The 14,851-nt window shown below is 43.7% G+C and carries 10 protein-coding genes; 1 reads left to right on the top strand and 9 read right to left on the bottom strand.

Annotation, left to right across the window (positions count from 1 at the left end; genetic code table 11):
* Positions 1-9 precede the first annotated feature (9 nt).
* The 7 genes from LAJ61_RS10975 to ppsR form a co-directional block, all read right to left on the bottom strand.
* Positions 10-465: an ExbD/TolR family protein gene (locus LAJ61_RS10975; protein ID WP_224053954.1), complete on the bottom strand. Its 456-nt coding sequence runs from the start codon at positions 463-465 to the stop codon at positions 10-12.
* A gap of 30 nt (positions 466-495) precedes the next feature.
* Entirely contained in the window at positions 496-1,119 is a 624-nt protein-coding gene (locus tag LAJ61_RS10970) for a MotA/TolQ/ExbB proton channel family protein (RefSeq protein ID WP_036593908.1), read from the bottom strand.
* 63 nt (positions 1,120-1,182) lie between these two features.
* On the bottom strand, positions 1,183-2,346 hold the full coding sequence (locus LAJ61_RS10965; protein ID WP_224053953.1) for a ParB/RepB/Spo0J family partition protein: 1,164 nt from the start codon (positions 2,344-2,346) through the stop codon (positions 1,183-1,185).
* Positions 2,347-2,524: 178 nt separating this feature from the next.
* On the bottom strand, positions 2,525-3,325 hold the full coding sequence (locus LAJ61_RS10960; RefSeq protein WP_224053952.1) for a ParA family protein: 801 nt from the start codon (positions 3,323-3,325) through the stop codon (positions 2,525-2,527).
* Between the two features lie 101 nt (positions 3,326-3,426).
* Positions 3,427-4,074: a 16S rRNA (guanine(527)-N(7))-methyltransferase RsmG gene (rsmG, locus tag LAJ61_RS10955; protein WP_224053951.1), complete on the bottom strand. Its 648-nt coding sequence runs from the start codon at positions 4,072-4,074 to the stop codon at positions 3,427-3,429.
* Positions 4,074-5,768 carry a Si-specific NAD(P)(+) transhydrogenase gene (gene sthA / locus LAJ61_RS10950; protein ID WP_224053950.1) on the bottom strand — a complete coding sequence of 565 codons (1,695 nt, stop codon included), beginning with the start codon at positions 5,766-5,768 and terminating at the stop codon, positions 4,074-4,076. The genes rsmG and sthA overlap by 1 nt, the downstream gene beginning before the upstream one ends.
* A 92-nt stretch (positions 5,769-5,860) precedes the next feature.
* Positions 5,861-6,745, bottom strand: a complete 885-nt coding sequence (ppsR, locus tag LAJ61_RS10945) for a posphoenolpyruvate synthetase regulatory kinase/phosphorylase PpsR (RefSeq protein WP_007116642.1) — start codon at positions 6,743-6,745, stop codon at positions 5,861-5,863.
* Positions 6,746-7,196: 451 nt separating this feature from the next.
* Here ppsR and ppsA point away from each other — a divergent pair, with 451 nt between their 5' ends.
* Positions 7,197-9,563: a phosphoenolpyruvate synthase gene (gene ppsA / locus LAJ61_RS10940; RefSeq protein ID WP_224053949.1), complete on the top strand. Its 2,367-nt coding sequence runs from the start codon at positions 7,197-7,199 to the stop codon at positions 9,561-9,563.
* A 104-nt stretch (positions 9,564-9,667) separates the two neighbouring features.
* On the opposite strand, the gene LAJ61_RS10935 is transcribed toward ppsA, so the two are convergent.
* Both LAJ61_RS10935 and aceE read right to left on the bottom strand, forming a co-directional pair.
* On the bottom strand, positions 9,668-11,764 hold the full coding sequence (locus LAJ61_RS10935) for a 2-oxo acid dehydrogenase subunit E2 (protein ID WP_224053948.1): 2,097 nt from the start codon (positions 11,762-11,764) through the stop codon (positions 9,668-9,670).
* Positions 11,765-11,845: 81 nt separating this feature from the next.
* On the bottom strand, positions 11,846-14,659 hold the full coding sequence (gene aceE, locus LAJ61_RS10930) for a pyruvate dehydrogenase (acetyl-transferring), homodimeric type (RefSeq protein WP_224053947.1): 2,814 nt from the start codon (positions 14,657-14,659) through the stop codon (positions 11,846-11,848).
* Between the last annotated feature and the right edge of the window lie 192 nt (positions 14,660-14,851).

The raw sequence follows: 14,851 nt of genomic DNA, 5'->3' as shown, positions 1-14,851 counted from the left end.
CAATAAAAATTATTTGACATCTGGCGCTGGGGCAATATTACTATCGAGCGAAGTGGCAGGTATCACGGTACTGATATTTAAATTCATAAAGCCCATTTTACCCGCTATATCCATCACCTTAACCACCGACTGGTGACTGGTCTCGGCATCCGCAGAGATAACAAATAGCTGCTTTCGGTCTTCACCCGCTTCTTGACGGATCATCGCCGTCAACTCAGCTTCGCTATTACCAGATAAAGCAATGCCATTGACCAGATAACTACCATCTTTTTGCACCGCGATTTCAATGCGTTTGCTTTTCTCAGTAATCGGTACGCCCTCTGCTTGCGGCAAAATGATATTGAGTTTACTAAAATGGTTGAAAGTGGTCGACAGCAGTAAAAAAACAATCAAAAACAGCAAGCAATCAATCATCGGGGTAAGATTGATTTCTAAAGGTTCGACCGTGGGTTTACGAAATCGCATGGGTTGACTCTTTTACGCAGCTATACGCCATTAACGAGGCGTGATTAGACCATTGTCCAGTAATTCTTGCATCATCAAACCCGCTTCTTGTTCAAACGCCGCATTGATATCAATGATACGGCGCTGAAAAATACGGTACGCCATCACCGCAGGAATCGCGACCAGCATACCCCCTGCTGTGGTAATCAGCGCTTGCGATACGCCAGCTGCTAGCATGGTCGGATCTTGCATTGCGCCTTCGGTAATGGCTAAGAAGGATGAAATAATCCCCAGTACGGTACCTAACAGACCCAATAATGGCGCGATAGCACCGATGGTACCCAACATATTGATATGTTTTTCTAATTGGTGGATAGTAATACTGGCGCGGTTTTCCATATGCATGGTCATTGAATCAATCCCATGCTGGCGATTCATGAGTCCTGCAGCGAGGATATCACCCAAAGGCGAATTGAGTTTGACATTCTCAAGCGACTCTCGATCAATGTCGCCCTGCTCAATCAGCCGCTGCATCAATTGTTCACGCAGATGGGCGGGTGTCACTGTACTGACTTTAAGTTTTATCGCGCGCTCAATGATGATAATTAACATCAAAATCGAACATAGGACAATGGGCCACATCAACCAACCGCCTGCTTTAACTAATTCCCACATCCGTTATACTGCCTTTGCATGTCAATGATTAATAAATTGAGAAAACTAATCTAATGCGCAAGATTAATGCTCAAGTTGCGACTGGAACTGCACAATCAAAGCTTGTAATTCTTCTTCGTTGTGAAAAAATATCTCAATACTCCCCTTGCCTTTTGAGGAGCCTTTGATTTTTACCACGGCACCGAGTTGTTCAGAGAGGTGTTGGTTCAGCCGCAGCCTATCATAATCAATTTCTTGGCTTTGTGTCGGCGCTTTTGGATTTAAAATATCTTTAACTAACGCTTCAGTCTGACGAACAGTCAATTGACCCTGTATAATTTTTTTGGCAATAACAGGCTGCTGTTTGGGTGACAGCGACAATAATGCCCTGGCATGCCCCATATCCATCTGCCCTTCATTTAACGCTTGTTTGACATCGTCATGTAATTGGTTCAAACGCAGCAAATTAGAAACCGTTGTTCTCGCCTTACCCACAACATCCGCAATTTGCGAATGACTCATACCAAATTCATCATGAAAACGCTGCAATGCGGCAGCCTGTTCCATGACGCTCAAATCTTCCCGTTGGATGTTTTCAATCAATGCCAAAGCGATTGCCAAGTCATCTGACATGGGGCGCATGATGGCGGGTATATGGGTTAAACCTGCAATTTGCGCCGCACGCCAGCGACGTTCACCCGCGATAATTTCATGGGTAATCGGGGAATTGGGCAATACTTTGGCTAAGGGTCGAATCACAATAGGCTGCATCACGCCATGCTGCTTGATAGACGTTGCCAACTCTTGCAAGGCATCTTCGTCCAAATCAATGCGCGGCTGATACTTGCCACGCTGCAAATACGTGACATTGATATGCATCAAATTTAACCCAGCCACATTACTACTATCATTACTATTATTATTGGCATCGTTATTTATGGGTGTGTTATCGATATTTGACGTTACTGTTTTGGCGGGTTTTGCGGTGAATGGTTTGGGGGTTACCGCAGCTGTGGGCAATTTTTTAGCTATGGCTATAGTGCCGCTAGCTTCGGCTGATTCGTCATCCGAAACATTTTGCCCATCATCGGGTGACTTGGCATGTAGTTTTTCAGCGCTTTTCGCGTCATCGACAGAGGCTCGAACACTCGCATCGATTAGATTACCGGTAATCAATTTTTCCGTTTTGATTGAGCCGAGTAACGCATCAAGTCCTCGATTTGATGCCAATCCACGCTTTTTAACCATGTCGAAATTCCCAATGCCATTAAATAGTTAAAAATGACTGATAAAAAATTAAACCAATGCCGCCATTTTTGAACTGGCTATTTTAGCAGATTCGCTATTGCTTGAAAAATATTTTCATTGCTTTTGCCAGTATGCACTTGCCAACAAGTTAACAAAAAAAGTGCCTAAACAGCTTAAGTTAGGCAAGTTGGAACTGGCGACTTTGCTTGATAATTTCATTGGCAAGGCGAATATAGGCTTGTGAGCCTTTTGAATTCATCTCATAATCAAGCGCAGGGATGCCGTGCGCCGGTGCTTCTGCTAGACGAATATTACGGGGAATGATGGTATTAAATAAAATCGGACCAAAATGCTCAATCAATTCCATAGAAACATCATTTGCTAAGGTGTTGCGCGGGTCAAACATGGTTCTTAACACACCGCGGATATGCAAGTTTGGGTTTAGCGACTTCAAACGCTCAATGGTTTGCGATAAATCCGCCAATCCTTCCAATGCAAAATATTCACATTGCATCGGGATAATTACCCCTGATGTGGCACACATTGCATTAATGGTAAGTAAACTTAAACTCGGCGCGCAGTCAATCACGATAAAATCATACGGCTTAGTCGCGCGGCCGTTTTTGGCAGGCATATCAGCCAGCTGCTGCATGGCTTTTGACAAAATTGCATGGTTTTCAGGCTTTTGACTTAAATGCAAATCACTGCCTGACAATTCATTGTTGGCACCGACAATATCAAACCCATTCGCGGTTTTGACAATCGCCTCATGGATTGGTAAATCATCTAACAGCACATCAGCAATACTGTACTCTAATTCGCGTTTATCCAGCCCTGATGCCGTGGTCGCATTGCCTTGGGCATCCAAATCAATCAGTAAAACTTTTTTGCGGCGATGTGCCAGTGCACTTGCCAAATTAACCGCGGTGGTGGTTTTGCCCACCCCACCTTTTTGATTAGCAATGGCTAAAATATCCATGAACTGTCTCGCAATGTGTTGATAAAAAGGTTGAAAATTGTAGTCAAAAACAGCCAGTTTTTCAAACCCTAATACCGGTAAAACTGGCTGAAATGGGGTGTTTATCTTTGCAAATAAATCAAATGGCGTGATTCATGGAGCTCTGGCACGGCTAACACTTGGGTGTTAATTTGCCACTCATTTTGAAGGGCTTGAATCTCGTCAACAGGTTCAACCCCCTTCATGGCACAAATAATACCATTGTCTGCCAATTTGCTTTGACTATGGGTGACAAAATCCACCAGTGATGCAAACGCCCTTGAGGTAATTACTTGATAAGTACCTGCGTGTGCTTCGATACGACTGGCAACCGGTGTTAGATTTTTTAACCCCAGCTCACTGGCGACTTGTTTGATAAAGCGAATTTTCTTTTGGTTACTATCGAGCGCTGTCACCGCACGTTGTGGCTGACAAATGGCAACTATCACCGCTGGCAAACCCGCACCCGTCCCAATATCTAGCAAATCACCGGCTGGCAAAAATGGCACAATCGACAAACTATCAAAGATATGTTTGATTAACGCTTGTTGGTCATCTTTGATAGCGGTCAAATTATAGGCTTTATTCCAAAATAACAGCTGCTGTAGATAGTACAGGAGCTGTAATTGCTGCTCATCCGATAGCTGCAACTTTAACTCGGAGAGCGCTTGTTGCAACTGCGGTTGTAATTTTACGTACTGGGGTTGTAGCTTTACATTTATCTGCGTCATTAAAACACCCGATTAAGACCATTGAGCGCAGCAACGCGATAGGCTTCTGCCATCGTTGGGTAGTTAAAGGTAGTATTGACAAAGTATTCTAGCGTATTGCTGCCCTTACTTTCCATCACTGCTTGTCCGATATGAATAATCTCAGAGGCGTGATTGCCATAACAATGGATACCCAAAACCTCTAAGGTTTCACGGTGGAACAGTATTTTTAACACCCCACTACGCTCACCGATGATTTGTGCGCGGGCAAGGTGTTTGAAGAAAGCTTGACCGACTTCATACGGCACTTTTTCGGCGGTTAATTCTTGTTCGTTTTTACCAATACTTGAAATTTCAGGAATGGTATAAATACCCGTTGGCACACTGCGAACAGGTTGTGCGTTTTCATCGCCCACCATATAAGCAGCGGCGCAGCGTCCTTGGTCGTAAGCTGCCGATGCAAGCGATGGCCAACCAATCACATCCCCTGCTGCATAAATATTTGGGATATCGGTTTGGTAATGTTCATTGACTTTGAGTTGACCACGGCTATTTGCGGTGAGCCCGATGGCGGCAAGATTGAGACTGTCGGTATTACCTGATCGACCGTTTGACCATAAAATAGCGTCAGATTTGATGCGTTTACCACTTTTTAGATATAAAATCACGCAGTCATCATAAGTTTCTAGCCGTTCGATTTCTTCTTTGTTGCGAATTAACACGCCAAATTGTCTAAAGTCATGCGACAACGCGTCAGAAATCTCATCATCTAGATAGCTCAGCAACTGCTCTTGGGTATTAATCAAATCTACTTTATAACCAAGACCAGTAAAAATAGACGCATATTCACAGCCAATCACGCCTGCACCATAAATAATAATGCGCTGTACCACATAATCCATTTGCAGGATTTTATCAGAATCAAACACACGAGGATGGCTAAAATCTAACAAATCAGGACGATAAGGACGGCTACCCACAGTAATAATGGCTTGTTCAAAGGTAATGTCCTGCTCGGTACCATCACTCATATCAACATGAATGGTATGGGTATCTTTAAAACTTGCCCAGCCATTGATTAAGTCAATTTGGTTACGCTCGTAAAAACGGGTATGGGTTTCTACCTGATTACGTACCACTTCACGCGCTTTGGTTAATACTTTATTGAGTGGAATCTGGTGATAGTCAATGCCTTGGTTTAAAATAGGATCGCGGCGATTACCGATAATATTAAACACCGACTGACGCAATGCTTTACTTGGAATCGTGCCTACATGCGTACAGTTACCGCCCACTTGTTTACGTGGATCAATCACGGCAACTTTTTGCCCAGATTTGGCGATTTTCATCGCTGCTGCTTCGCCCGCGGGTCCTGCACCAATCACAATAGCATCATAATCATAGGCGTGGCTAACGGCATCTTGACGCTTATAACGCTTTAAATTGATACGGGTGTTATCTAGCGGGCTAATTAAATCAAAATGCACCGATGCATCATCAAAATGTTTGACCTTATCATCGTCTTCACTGATACTGACGGTATTGGCTTTTTTATCAGAATCAGAAATTTCAGTTTTGGTTGGTTTTGCCAAAATTTCGGTAATATTTTCTTGGTGCTCAATAATTGACTGTGTATTGGAATCACAGATGTTTTCATTGTCATTGTTTGTAGGGGGAATTTGAGTAACTTTGTCATTAATCCGTTTTTTTGGCATATTAGCTCCCATATTTTAAGCCTTGATAATGAATAAAAAATTTTAAATTAAATATAAAATAAGATAAATTAGCCGTACTTTAAGAGATTACATTAACCAATTCGGCGTTTTAACCCCGTCATTTGTAAAATACGCGTCGCGATTTCTTCAATCGACATCGTAGATACATCAATATTTGGAATCCCTTGAGAAATATAAATACCTTGAATGGCGCGCAATTCCTGCTGACATTGCTGATAACTTGCATAGCGGCTACCCGCACGGCGCTCATTACGAATTTTTACCAGTCGATCGGTGTCAATCACCAAACCAAACAGTTTGTCACGGTAGGGCTTTAACGCTTTGGGCAACGAATTTTCATATAAATCATCTTCAGTCAATGGATAATTTGCCGCACGAATACCGAATTGCAACGCTAGGTATAAAGAGGTGGGCGTTTTGCCCGAACGTGACACCCCAATCAAAATAATATCTGCCGCATCATAATGGGTGGTACGCGCACCATCATCATTATCTAAAGCGAAATGCACCGCATCGATACGTGATTTATAGTTCTCAGAATCGACATCCCCATGGGCATGACCGGTATGCGGTGCAGGTTGTACTTTGATTTCATCGGCAATTTTACTGATCAAGCCTTCATAAATGTCTAAGTTAAAGGCATCTGCACCATTGATTCTCTCACGAATCACAGGGTCAACGATGGTATCAAAGACTAGCGGCTTTACCCCATCACGTTGGTGGGCAAGATTGATTTGATTGACCGCTTCATCGGCCCGATCGAGGGTATCAACATAAGGAATAACCCGCGTCTCAAATGGTACTGTGGGAAATTGGCTTAAAATAGAGCGCCCTAGGGTTTCAGACGTAATCGCGGTACCATCGGAGATAAAAAACACACTTCGCAACGATTGCGAATTTGCAAAATTTAAGGCGTCTTTATTTTGAATCGTGGCTTTGATTTGCTCAATGGTCATGAAAAATTATCCAAAAAAATGACAAGAAGCGTCCATACTAATTTAAATTAACACTGGTTTAAACTGACACTGGGGCTGATTAACTGCTTTTTTGGCAGTGAATGTCATCTATTCATGTCGTTATCAGTGCAGACACTATCTTTTGTCTCACAGGCATTTGTCTTACAGGTCGAGAGTTTGTTATTATACGTGACTTGTAGGCTTTAATCTAACAAATCGATGCTTAATTTGCCTTAATCAGCCATCAGTTATTGTCATTGAAGGTTTATCTACGTTTTTTATCCCCTTAAACTCAAAGATATCCAAGCAAAATTTTAGTTGAATTGATGATCGCTGACAGTTTTTTTAAAATTATAAATTTTTTGCTAGAAAATCATTTTTTAAGATGAATTTTCTACGAAATACCGTTATAATCTTTTCAAAATAATCTTTATTTCACGGAGTTATCACCTTGAACGCACAAGTTATCTCACTCGACAAGTTAGGCAAAAACGACATTGACAAAGTAGGCGGTAAAAACGCTTCATTAGGTGAAATGATTAGTCACCTAACGGATTTAGGGGTAAGCGTACCAGGTGGTTTTGCAACAACGTCTGAAGCTTTTAACAAATTCTTAATCGGTACAGGTCTTCAAGACAAAATCAAAGACGCACTTCAAGGTCTGGATGTAGATGATGTTGCGGCATTGACTGCCACGGGCAAAAAAATCCGTGACATGATTATTGAGCAAGAGTTGCCTAAAGATTTGGAACAAGAAATCCGTGATGCCTTTGCCGAGATGAGCCAAGGCGAGGACATCGCTGTTGCAGTTCGTTCATCAGCGACTGCCGAAGATTTACCAGACGCCTCCTTTGCCGGTCAACAAGAAACTTTCCTCAATATCCGTGGTATTGACAATATCTTGATTGCTATTAAAGAAGTCTTTGCTTCTTTATACAATGACCGCGCCATCGCTTACCGCGTTCACAAAGGTTTTGAGCACGCAGGTGTTGCCTTATCAGCTGGCGTACAACGTATGGTACGTTCAGAGACAGGCACTTCAGGTGTGATGTTCACCATTGATACCGAAAGTGGTTTTAACGACGTGGTATTTATTACCGCAAGCTATGGCTTGGGTGAAATGGTCGTGCAAGGTGCGGTGAACCCTGACGAATTCTACATTTCAAAAGCCTTATTAAATACCGACAAACCCGCCGTAATCCGTCGCAACCTCGGCAGCAAACAACAAAAAATGGTTTATGCAGACGAGCACTCAGCCGGTAAATCAGTCAAAATAGTCCCAGTAGACAAAGCAGAACGCAACCAATTTTCACTGAGCAATGAAGAATTGGTTGAACTTGCCAAACAAGCGTTAATCATCGAAAAACATTATGGTCATGCGATGGATATCGAATGGGCAAAAGATGGTGATAGCAACAAATTATTCATTGTGCAAGCGCGTCCAGAGACAGTAAAAAGCCGTGAAAGCCAAAATGTCATGGAGCGTTACATCCTTAAAGAAAAAGGCGATGTCATCTGTGAAGGTCGTTCAATTGGTCAACGTATCGGCGCTGGTACTGTACGCGTGGTCAATTCAATCCATGAAATGGATAAAGTACAAGAAGGTGACGTCCTTGTTTCTGATATGACTGACCCAGACTGGGAACCCGTCATGAAACGTGCGGCTGCTATCATCACTAACCGTGGTGGTCGTACCTGTCACGCGGCAATTATCGCGCGTGAATTGGGCGTCCCTGCCATCGTGGGTTGTGGTAACGCCACTGACCTATTGACCGATGGTCAAGCAGTCACTGTATCTTGTGCAGAAGGTGATACCGGTTATATCTACGAAGGTCAATTGGACTTTGAAATCCAAAACAACTCAATTGAGTCAATGCCAGACTTGGCATTTAAAATTATGATGAATGTCGGTAACCCTGACCGCGCATTTGGATTTGCCCAAATCCCTAATGAAGGGGTGGGTCTGGCGCGTTTAGAATTCATCATAAACCGTATGATTGGTGTGCATCCAAAGGCCCTGCTTAACATGAACACTCTACCACGCGAAATCGTACAAGCGATTCAAGAGCGCATGGCAGGTTATGCTTCACCGATTGATTTCTACGTTGACAAATTAGTTGAAGGTATTTCAACCCTAGCCGTCGCATTTAAAGATAAGAAAGTTATCGTACGTATGTCTGACTTTAAATCGAATGAATATGCAAACTTAATCGGCGGTAAACTATACGAGCCATCTGAAGAAAACCCAATGCTCGGTTTCCGTGGTGCCAGCCGTTACGTATCAGAAAACTTCCGTGACTGCTTTGAATTAGAATGTCGTGCATTAAAACGTGTTCGTGATGAAATGGGCTTAACCAACGTTGAAATCATGATTCCATTCGTACGTACGACAGAAGAAGCGCGTAAAGTACTAGAACTGCTTGAGAAAAATGGTCTTAAACGTGGTGAAAACGGTTTACGCGTCATCATGATGTGTGAATTGCCAACTAATGCCTTGTTGGCAGAAGAGTTTTTACAATACTTCGATGGTTTCTCAATCGGCTCAAACGATTTAACCCAGTTAACCCTTGGTCTTGACCGTGATTCGGGTATCGTATCTCAATCATTTGATGAACGTGACCCAGCGGTTAAAAAACTACTCAAAATGGCTATCGATGCCTGTAACGCACAAGGCAAGTATATCGGTATCTGTGGACAAGGTCCTTCTGACCATCCAGACCTAGCCATGTGGTTAATGGAACAAGGTATTACTTCTGTTTCACTGAATCCTGATTCGGTGTTAGATACTTGGTTCTTCTTAGCAAAAACCGAAAAATAATCTGTTTGGCATTCATAAAGCCCTTGGTTTTGACTGAGGGCTTTTTTTTGGTGTTAAAAAACCTAGCATGGATATAACACGCTAGGTTCTTTTGACGCTAAAACTTATAACAACACGCGGCGTGGATCTGCTAGTAATTTTGCAATATAGCGGGTAAATACCGCAGCGTCCGCACCATTGATCACACGGTGGTCATACGATAATGACAACGGTAGCATTAAGCGTGGCTCAAACTCGCCTTTAGTCTCATTCCAACGCGGCTGAATACTAGATTCACTGACGCCCAAAATCGCAACTTGTGGCCAATTGACCAGCGGCGTAAAGTAAGTACCGCCAAGATTGCCTTGACTTGAAATCGTAAACGACGCGCCGGTTAACTCTTTGGCAGATAGTTTTTTATCACGCGCTTTTTTAGCAAGCTCACCGATTTCAATCGCTAGTTGCTTGATGCCTTTTTGCTCTACACGTTGAATGACAGGGACTGTCAAACCATCCTCGGTTGCGACGGCAAAGCCTAAATTCACAGATTTACGGATGATAATTTGGGTATTGTCATCGCTTAAATGGCTGTTAAATTTTGGATGTTGCATCAGTGCGTAAGCAGTTACTTTCATGATGAAAGCCAGAATAGTTAGACTCACCCCTTCTTTTTTCATCTCATCTTTTAGGTCGCCACGCAATTTTTCAACATCGGTAATATCTGCCAAATCAAACTGGGTCACTTGTGGCAAATAGGTATTGTAATTAAGCTGCGGAATTGAAACTTTTTGTAGACGGGTCAAATCTTGGCGCTCAATTTCTCCCCAAATTTCCGTTTTACTCATATCGGGTAAATTAGGTAATCCTGAGCGAGCCGCTGATGGCGCAGAGGCTTTGTTTGCAGCGGCTGGCGTGCTAACCGCTTTTATTGTATTTTTGACATAAGCAAACACGTCTTCTTTGACAATACGCCCATTGGCGCCCGTGCCAGTCACCTCACTGATATCAACACCCAATTGGCGCGTAAGTTTGCGCACCGCAGGACCTGCATAAACCGCGGCGTTTTTGGCATTAATTTGCGCTTCAGACAGTTTTGACTGTGAACTTGACTGGCTAGCTGTTGTGGTAGCGCTATTAGTTGAAGTTGACGCGGTATTTTGCGTTTTAGCGACTTCTGGCTGAGTAGTATGGGTGGTCGCTTGCGGCTGTGAAGCTGAACTTGATGCTGATTGCACTGACCCCGCCGCTTCAATCACAACAAAATCTTGACCATTGGTGACGGTATCGCCAGGGTTAACCAGTAATTCAGCCACTTTACCGGCGACTGGCGAGGGGACTTCCACCGAGGCTTTATCAGATTCTACCAACAACAAGGGTTGTTCGGCTGTGACCTCATCGCCTACTTTGACCATCCATTCACTAATCTGTGCCGACTCTACCCCGAGATCAGGCAAACCAAAGGTTTGTTTACCAGCGGGTGTAGATGACTGAGGGGCAGATACCGTTTGAGCGGGTGGCTCATTTTGGTTTATCGCTGAATTGGCTTGACTGGCAGCTTGTTCTGATGGGTCAATAGCTAATGGCTGTTGCGTAGCTGATTGGGAAGCCATCACAATAAAGTCCTGACCATTGGTGACCGTATCCCCTGCATTGACTAAAAATTTGACAATTTTTCCGCTGACAGGTGCGGGTACTTCGACCGATGCTTTATCGGATTCAACCAATACTAGCGGTTGTTCAGCAGTGACAGTATCGCCTTCTTTGACCAACCACTCACTAATTTCTGCGCTGTCTACCCCCAAATCTGGCAATGTATAGGTTGCTTCAGCTGATGTGGGCTGTGATTGGTTTGATGCAGCCATAGACGGCGCTTGCGATGAAGTCGCGTTAGCGTCTTTAGTTTCTTTAATTTCTTTGGCTTCGTTAGATTGGGCTGCTTGTTGGTCTGTCTGTTGCGTAGGCTGCTCTACAGGTGCAGTGTTTGATTGGCTATTGCCTGCACTGTCGATGGTGAGAATCACATCACCTTCTTTGACCTTATCGCCGATTTGAAGACTAATTGCTGTGATAGTCCCTGCTGATGTTGCAGGCACTTCTACTGAGGCTTTGTCAGACTCTAATAAGACAATGTTATCGTCCACATTGATGACATCGCCGACTTTGACCATAATTTCGCTGACTTCAGCGCTATCAACGCCTAAGTCGGGAACTTTGATTTCCATGGGTTTATCCTTAAATTTTTATTTTTACTAAGTGGGCAATCAGCCGCTAATACGTGGCTGATTACCTACTATTGATTTCTATTATTCAGGTTTGTCGTTAAGCATTGGCGCATCGGCTTTATCTTCTGCTTTGCCGTCTGCTGAAATGGATTCATCATCCTCTTCAACCAAGGTTGGTACAGGTTTTGGATGCGCGCCTAAAATCGCTGGGGCATCTGGGGAGTGGTCGATTTGTACTTGAGGATGCCAAGCCGGTGAAGCATCGGCATCAATACCCAAGCTACTAATCGCATCTTTGACCAAACGCGCATCAACCTCACCTTCATCTGCTAATAGTTTGAGCGTTGCCACCACAATGTGTGCGGCATCTACTTTGAAGTAACTGCGTAATTGGCGGCGACTATCCGAACGACCGAAACCATCGGTACCTAAGGTGGCATACGGACGACTGTCTGGTAAATAGGCACGGATTTGTTCAGAGAAAATGCGCATATAGTCGGTGGCGGCGACTACAATGCCTTCATGCTGTGCAAGTTGTTCAGTAACCCAAGGCGTACGCTGTTCATCTAGTGGGTGCAGACGATTGTACTCGTCACATGCCATGCCTTCACGAGTGAGTTCATTAAAGCTTGTGACACTCCACACGTTGGCATTGATGTTGAATTCTTCAGCTAGAATTTGTGCGGCTTTTTCAACCTCACGTAAAATCACGCCCGAACCTAGCAATTGCACTTGTTTTGAATCATTGTCTTTAAGCAAGTACATGCCTTTTTTGATGCCTTCTTCGACCCCTGCTGGCATGGCTGGTTGCTCGTAGTTTTCATTCATTAAGGTGATATAATAGAAAACCCGTTCGCCTTCACCATACATACGGCGCAGACCATCTTGTACGACCACCGCTAGCTCATAACCATAGCATGGGTCATAAGTGACACAGTTTGGCACCGTGTTAAATAAAATTAACTGATGACCATCTTGGTGCTGTAAGCCTTCGCCATTGAGTGTGGTACGACCTGCGGTACCGCCAAGCAAGAACCCTTGCGCTTGCATATCGCCTGCTGCCCAAACTAAATCACCGACGCGTTGGAAACCAAACATCGAATAATAGATATAAAAAGGAATCATCGGTAACGCATTGGTTGAATAACTGGTCGCTAACGCAATCCAAGCACTCATCGCACCCGCTTCATTAATGCCTTCTTCCAGCATGTGACCATCTTTGGCTTCTTTATAACCCATCAAGGCTTCATGGTCTTCAGGGGTATAATTTTGACCCGATGCCGAGTAGATACCCAATTGGCGGAACATACCTTCAAGACCAAAAGTACGGGCTTCATCAGGAACAATCGGCACCACACGCTCTTGCAGCGCTTTATTTTTTAGCAGTGCCGCTAGCAAGCGTACAAATACCATGGTGGTAGATTGTTCTTTGCCTGCACTACCTTGTAGTAATTTATCAAAAATCTCTAACCCAGGTACATCGAGTGGAATATGACCACTACGGCGATTGGGCAAATGTCCGCCCAGTGCTTGACGGCGACCTTTCAGATACTGGATTTCAGCAGAATTTTCATCAGGACGATAAAACGGCAATTCTTCAAGCTGCGTATCGGTAAATGGCAAATCAAAACGATCACGGAAGTATTTTAATGAATCAATTTCGAGTTTTTTGATTTGGTGGGTTTTGTTGACCGCTTGGCTTTGGTTAGATAAGCCATAACCTTTGACAGTTTTAACCAAAATCACTGTCGGCTGACCTTTGGCTTTCATGGCTTCGCTAAATGCGGCATATACCTTCATCGGGTCGTGACCACCACGGTCTAAATTTTGAATTTCTTGGTCAGTCCAATCTTTCACCATTTCGGCAAGTTCTGGGTATTTACCAAAGAAATAGTCACGGACAAATTTACCATCACGCGCTTTATACACTTGGTATTCACCATCAAGGGTCTCAAGCATACGGTATTTGAGGGCGCCTGTATGGTCTTTGTCTAGTAGCGTATCCCATTTACCGCCCCAAATGACTTTAATCACCCGCCAACCTGCACCCCGAAACACAGATTCAAGCTCTTGGATGATTTTACCGTTACCACGTACAGGGCCATCTAGACGCTGTAAGTTACAGTTAATCACCCAAATCAGATTTTCTAGATTCTCGCGACCGGCTAGTGAGATAGCACCTAAGCTCTCTGGCTCATCGGTTTCACCATCGCCCAAGAATGCCCAAATTTTGCGACCTTCTTTTGGAATCAAGCCGCGATTTTCAAGATATTGGTGCACATGCGCGTGATAAATTGACATGATCGGGCCTAAACCCATCGATACGGTTGGGAACTGCCAATAGTCAGGCATCAAATAAGGGTGTGGGTAGCTAGATAGCCCCTTACCGCCTACTTCACGGCGAAAATTTGTTAGCTGCTCTTCAGTCAATCGACCTTCTAAAAATGAGCGAGCATACATCCCTGGCGAACCGTGACCTTGATAATAAATCATATCACCGCCAAAGTTTTCACTCGCTGCGCGCCAAAAATGGTTAAAACCTGTTTCGTATAACGTCGCGCTTGAGGCAAACGTCGCTAGGTGACCGCCTAAGTCGTCGTCATTTTTGTTGGCACGCATCACCATCGCCACCGCATTGTAACGAATGATAGCGCGAATTTTACGCTCGAGGGTTAAATCACCGGGATACGGGGGTTGATCTTCTACAGGAATAGTATTGATGTAAGCGGTATCAAGGCGGTTAACGCGTAATCCTTCTTGTACCGCCTTATCATAGATGGCTTTTAGTAAAAAAGTGGCACGTTTTTTTCCCACTGACTTGATCACCGAATCAAAGGCGTCAAGCCATTCTTGGGTTTCTTGACTATCAGGGTCTTTAAAATACTGATATTGCATTTTTCGTTCCTTCTGGCAATGGCATCCATCCATGGAAATAACCTAGAATGGAGCTAGGTTGTAAACGACTCAAAGTATTCAACTATTAGATACAAAACATTGTTATAAATAGCGATAGCAATATTTTACATAAAAAAAAATGTTTCAGTATTTTCGCTAATTTTTGATAGGTATTTAGTTATGAAATAAAGG

It is taken from the genome of Faucicola osloensis, assembly GCF_020041925.1.
Classification (GTDB): Bacteria; Pseudomonadota; Gammaproteobacteria; order Pseudomonadales; family Moraxellaceae; genus Faucicola; species Faucicola osloensis_D.
Note: the sequence above shows the minus strand (reverse complement) of the source record. Positions and strands in the feature narration are given on the sequence as shown.

Bases quoted from the DNA above. Each gene is read 5' to 3' on its own strand.
- LAJ61_RS10965 (WP_224053953.1), bottom strand. From the start codon at position 2,346: ATGGTTAAAAAGCGTGGATTGGCATCAAATCGAGGACTTGATGCGTTA.
- LAJ61_RS10975 (WP_224053954.1), bottom strand. From the start codon at position 465: ATGCGATTTCGTAAACCCACGGTCGAACCTTTAGAAATCAATCTTACC.
- sthA (WP_224053950.1), bottom strand. From the start codon at position 5,768: ATGCCAAAAAAACGGATTAATGACAAAGTTACTCAAATTCCCCCTACA.
- ppsR (WP_007116642.1), bottom strand. From the start codon at position 6,745: ATGACCATTGAGCAAATCAAAGCCACGATTCAAAATAAAGACGCCTTA.
- rsmG (WP_224053951.1), bottom strand. From the start codon at position 4,074: ATGACGCAGATAAATGTAAAGCTACAACCCCAGTACGTAAAATTACAA.
- aceE (WP_224053947.1), bottom strand. From the start codon at position 14,659: ATGCAATATCAGTATTTTAAAGACCCTGATAGTCAAGAAACCCAAGAA.
- LAJ61_RS10935 (WP_224053948.1), bottom strand. From the start codon at position 11,764: ATGGAAATCAAAGTTCCCGACTTAGGCGTTGATAGCGCTGAAGTCAGC.
- LAJ61_RS10970 (WP_036593908.1), bottom strand. From the start codon at position 1,119: ATGTGGGAATTAGTTAAAGCAGGCGGTTGGTTGATGTGGCCCATTGTC.
- LAJ61_RS10960 (WP_224053952.1), bottom strand. From the start codon at position 3,325: ATGGATATTTTAGCCATTGCTAATCAAAAAGGTGGGGTGGGCAAAACC.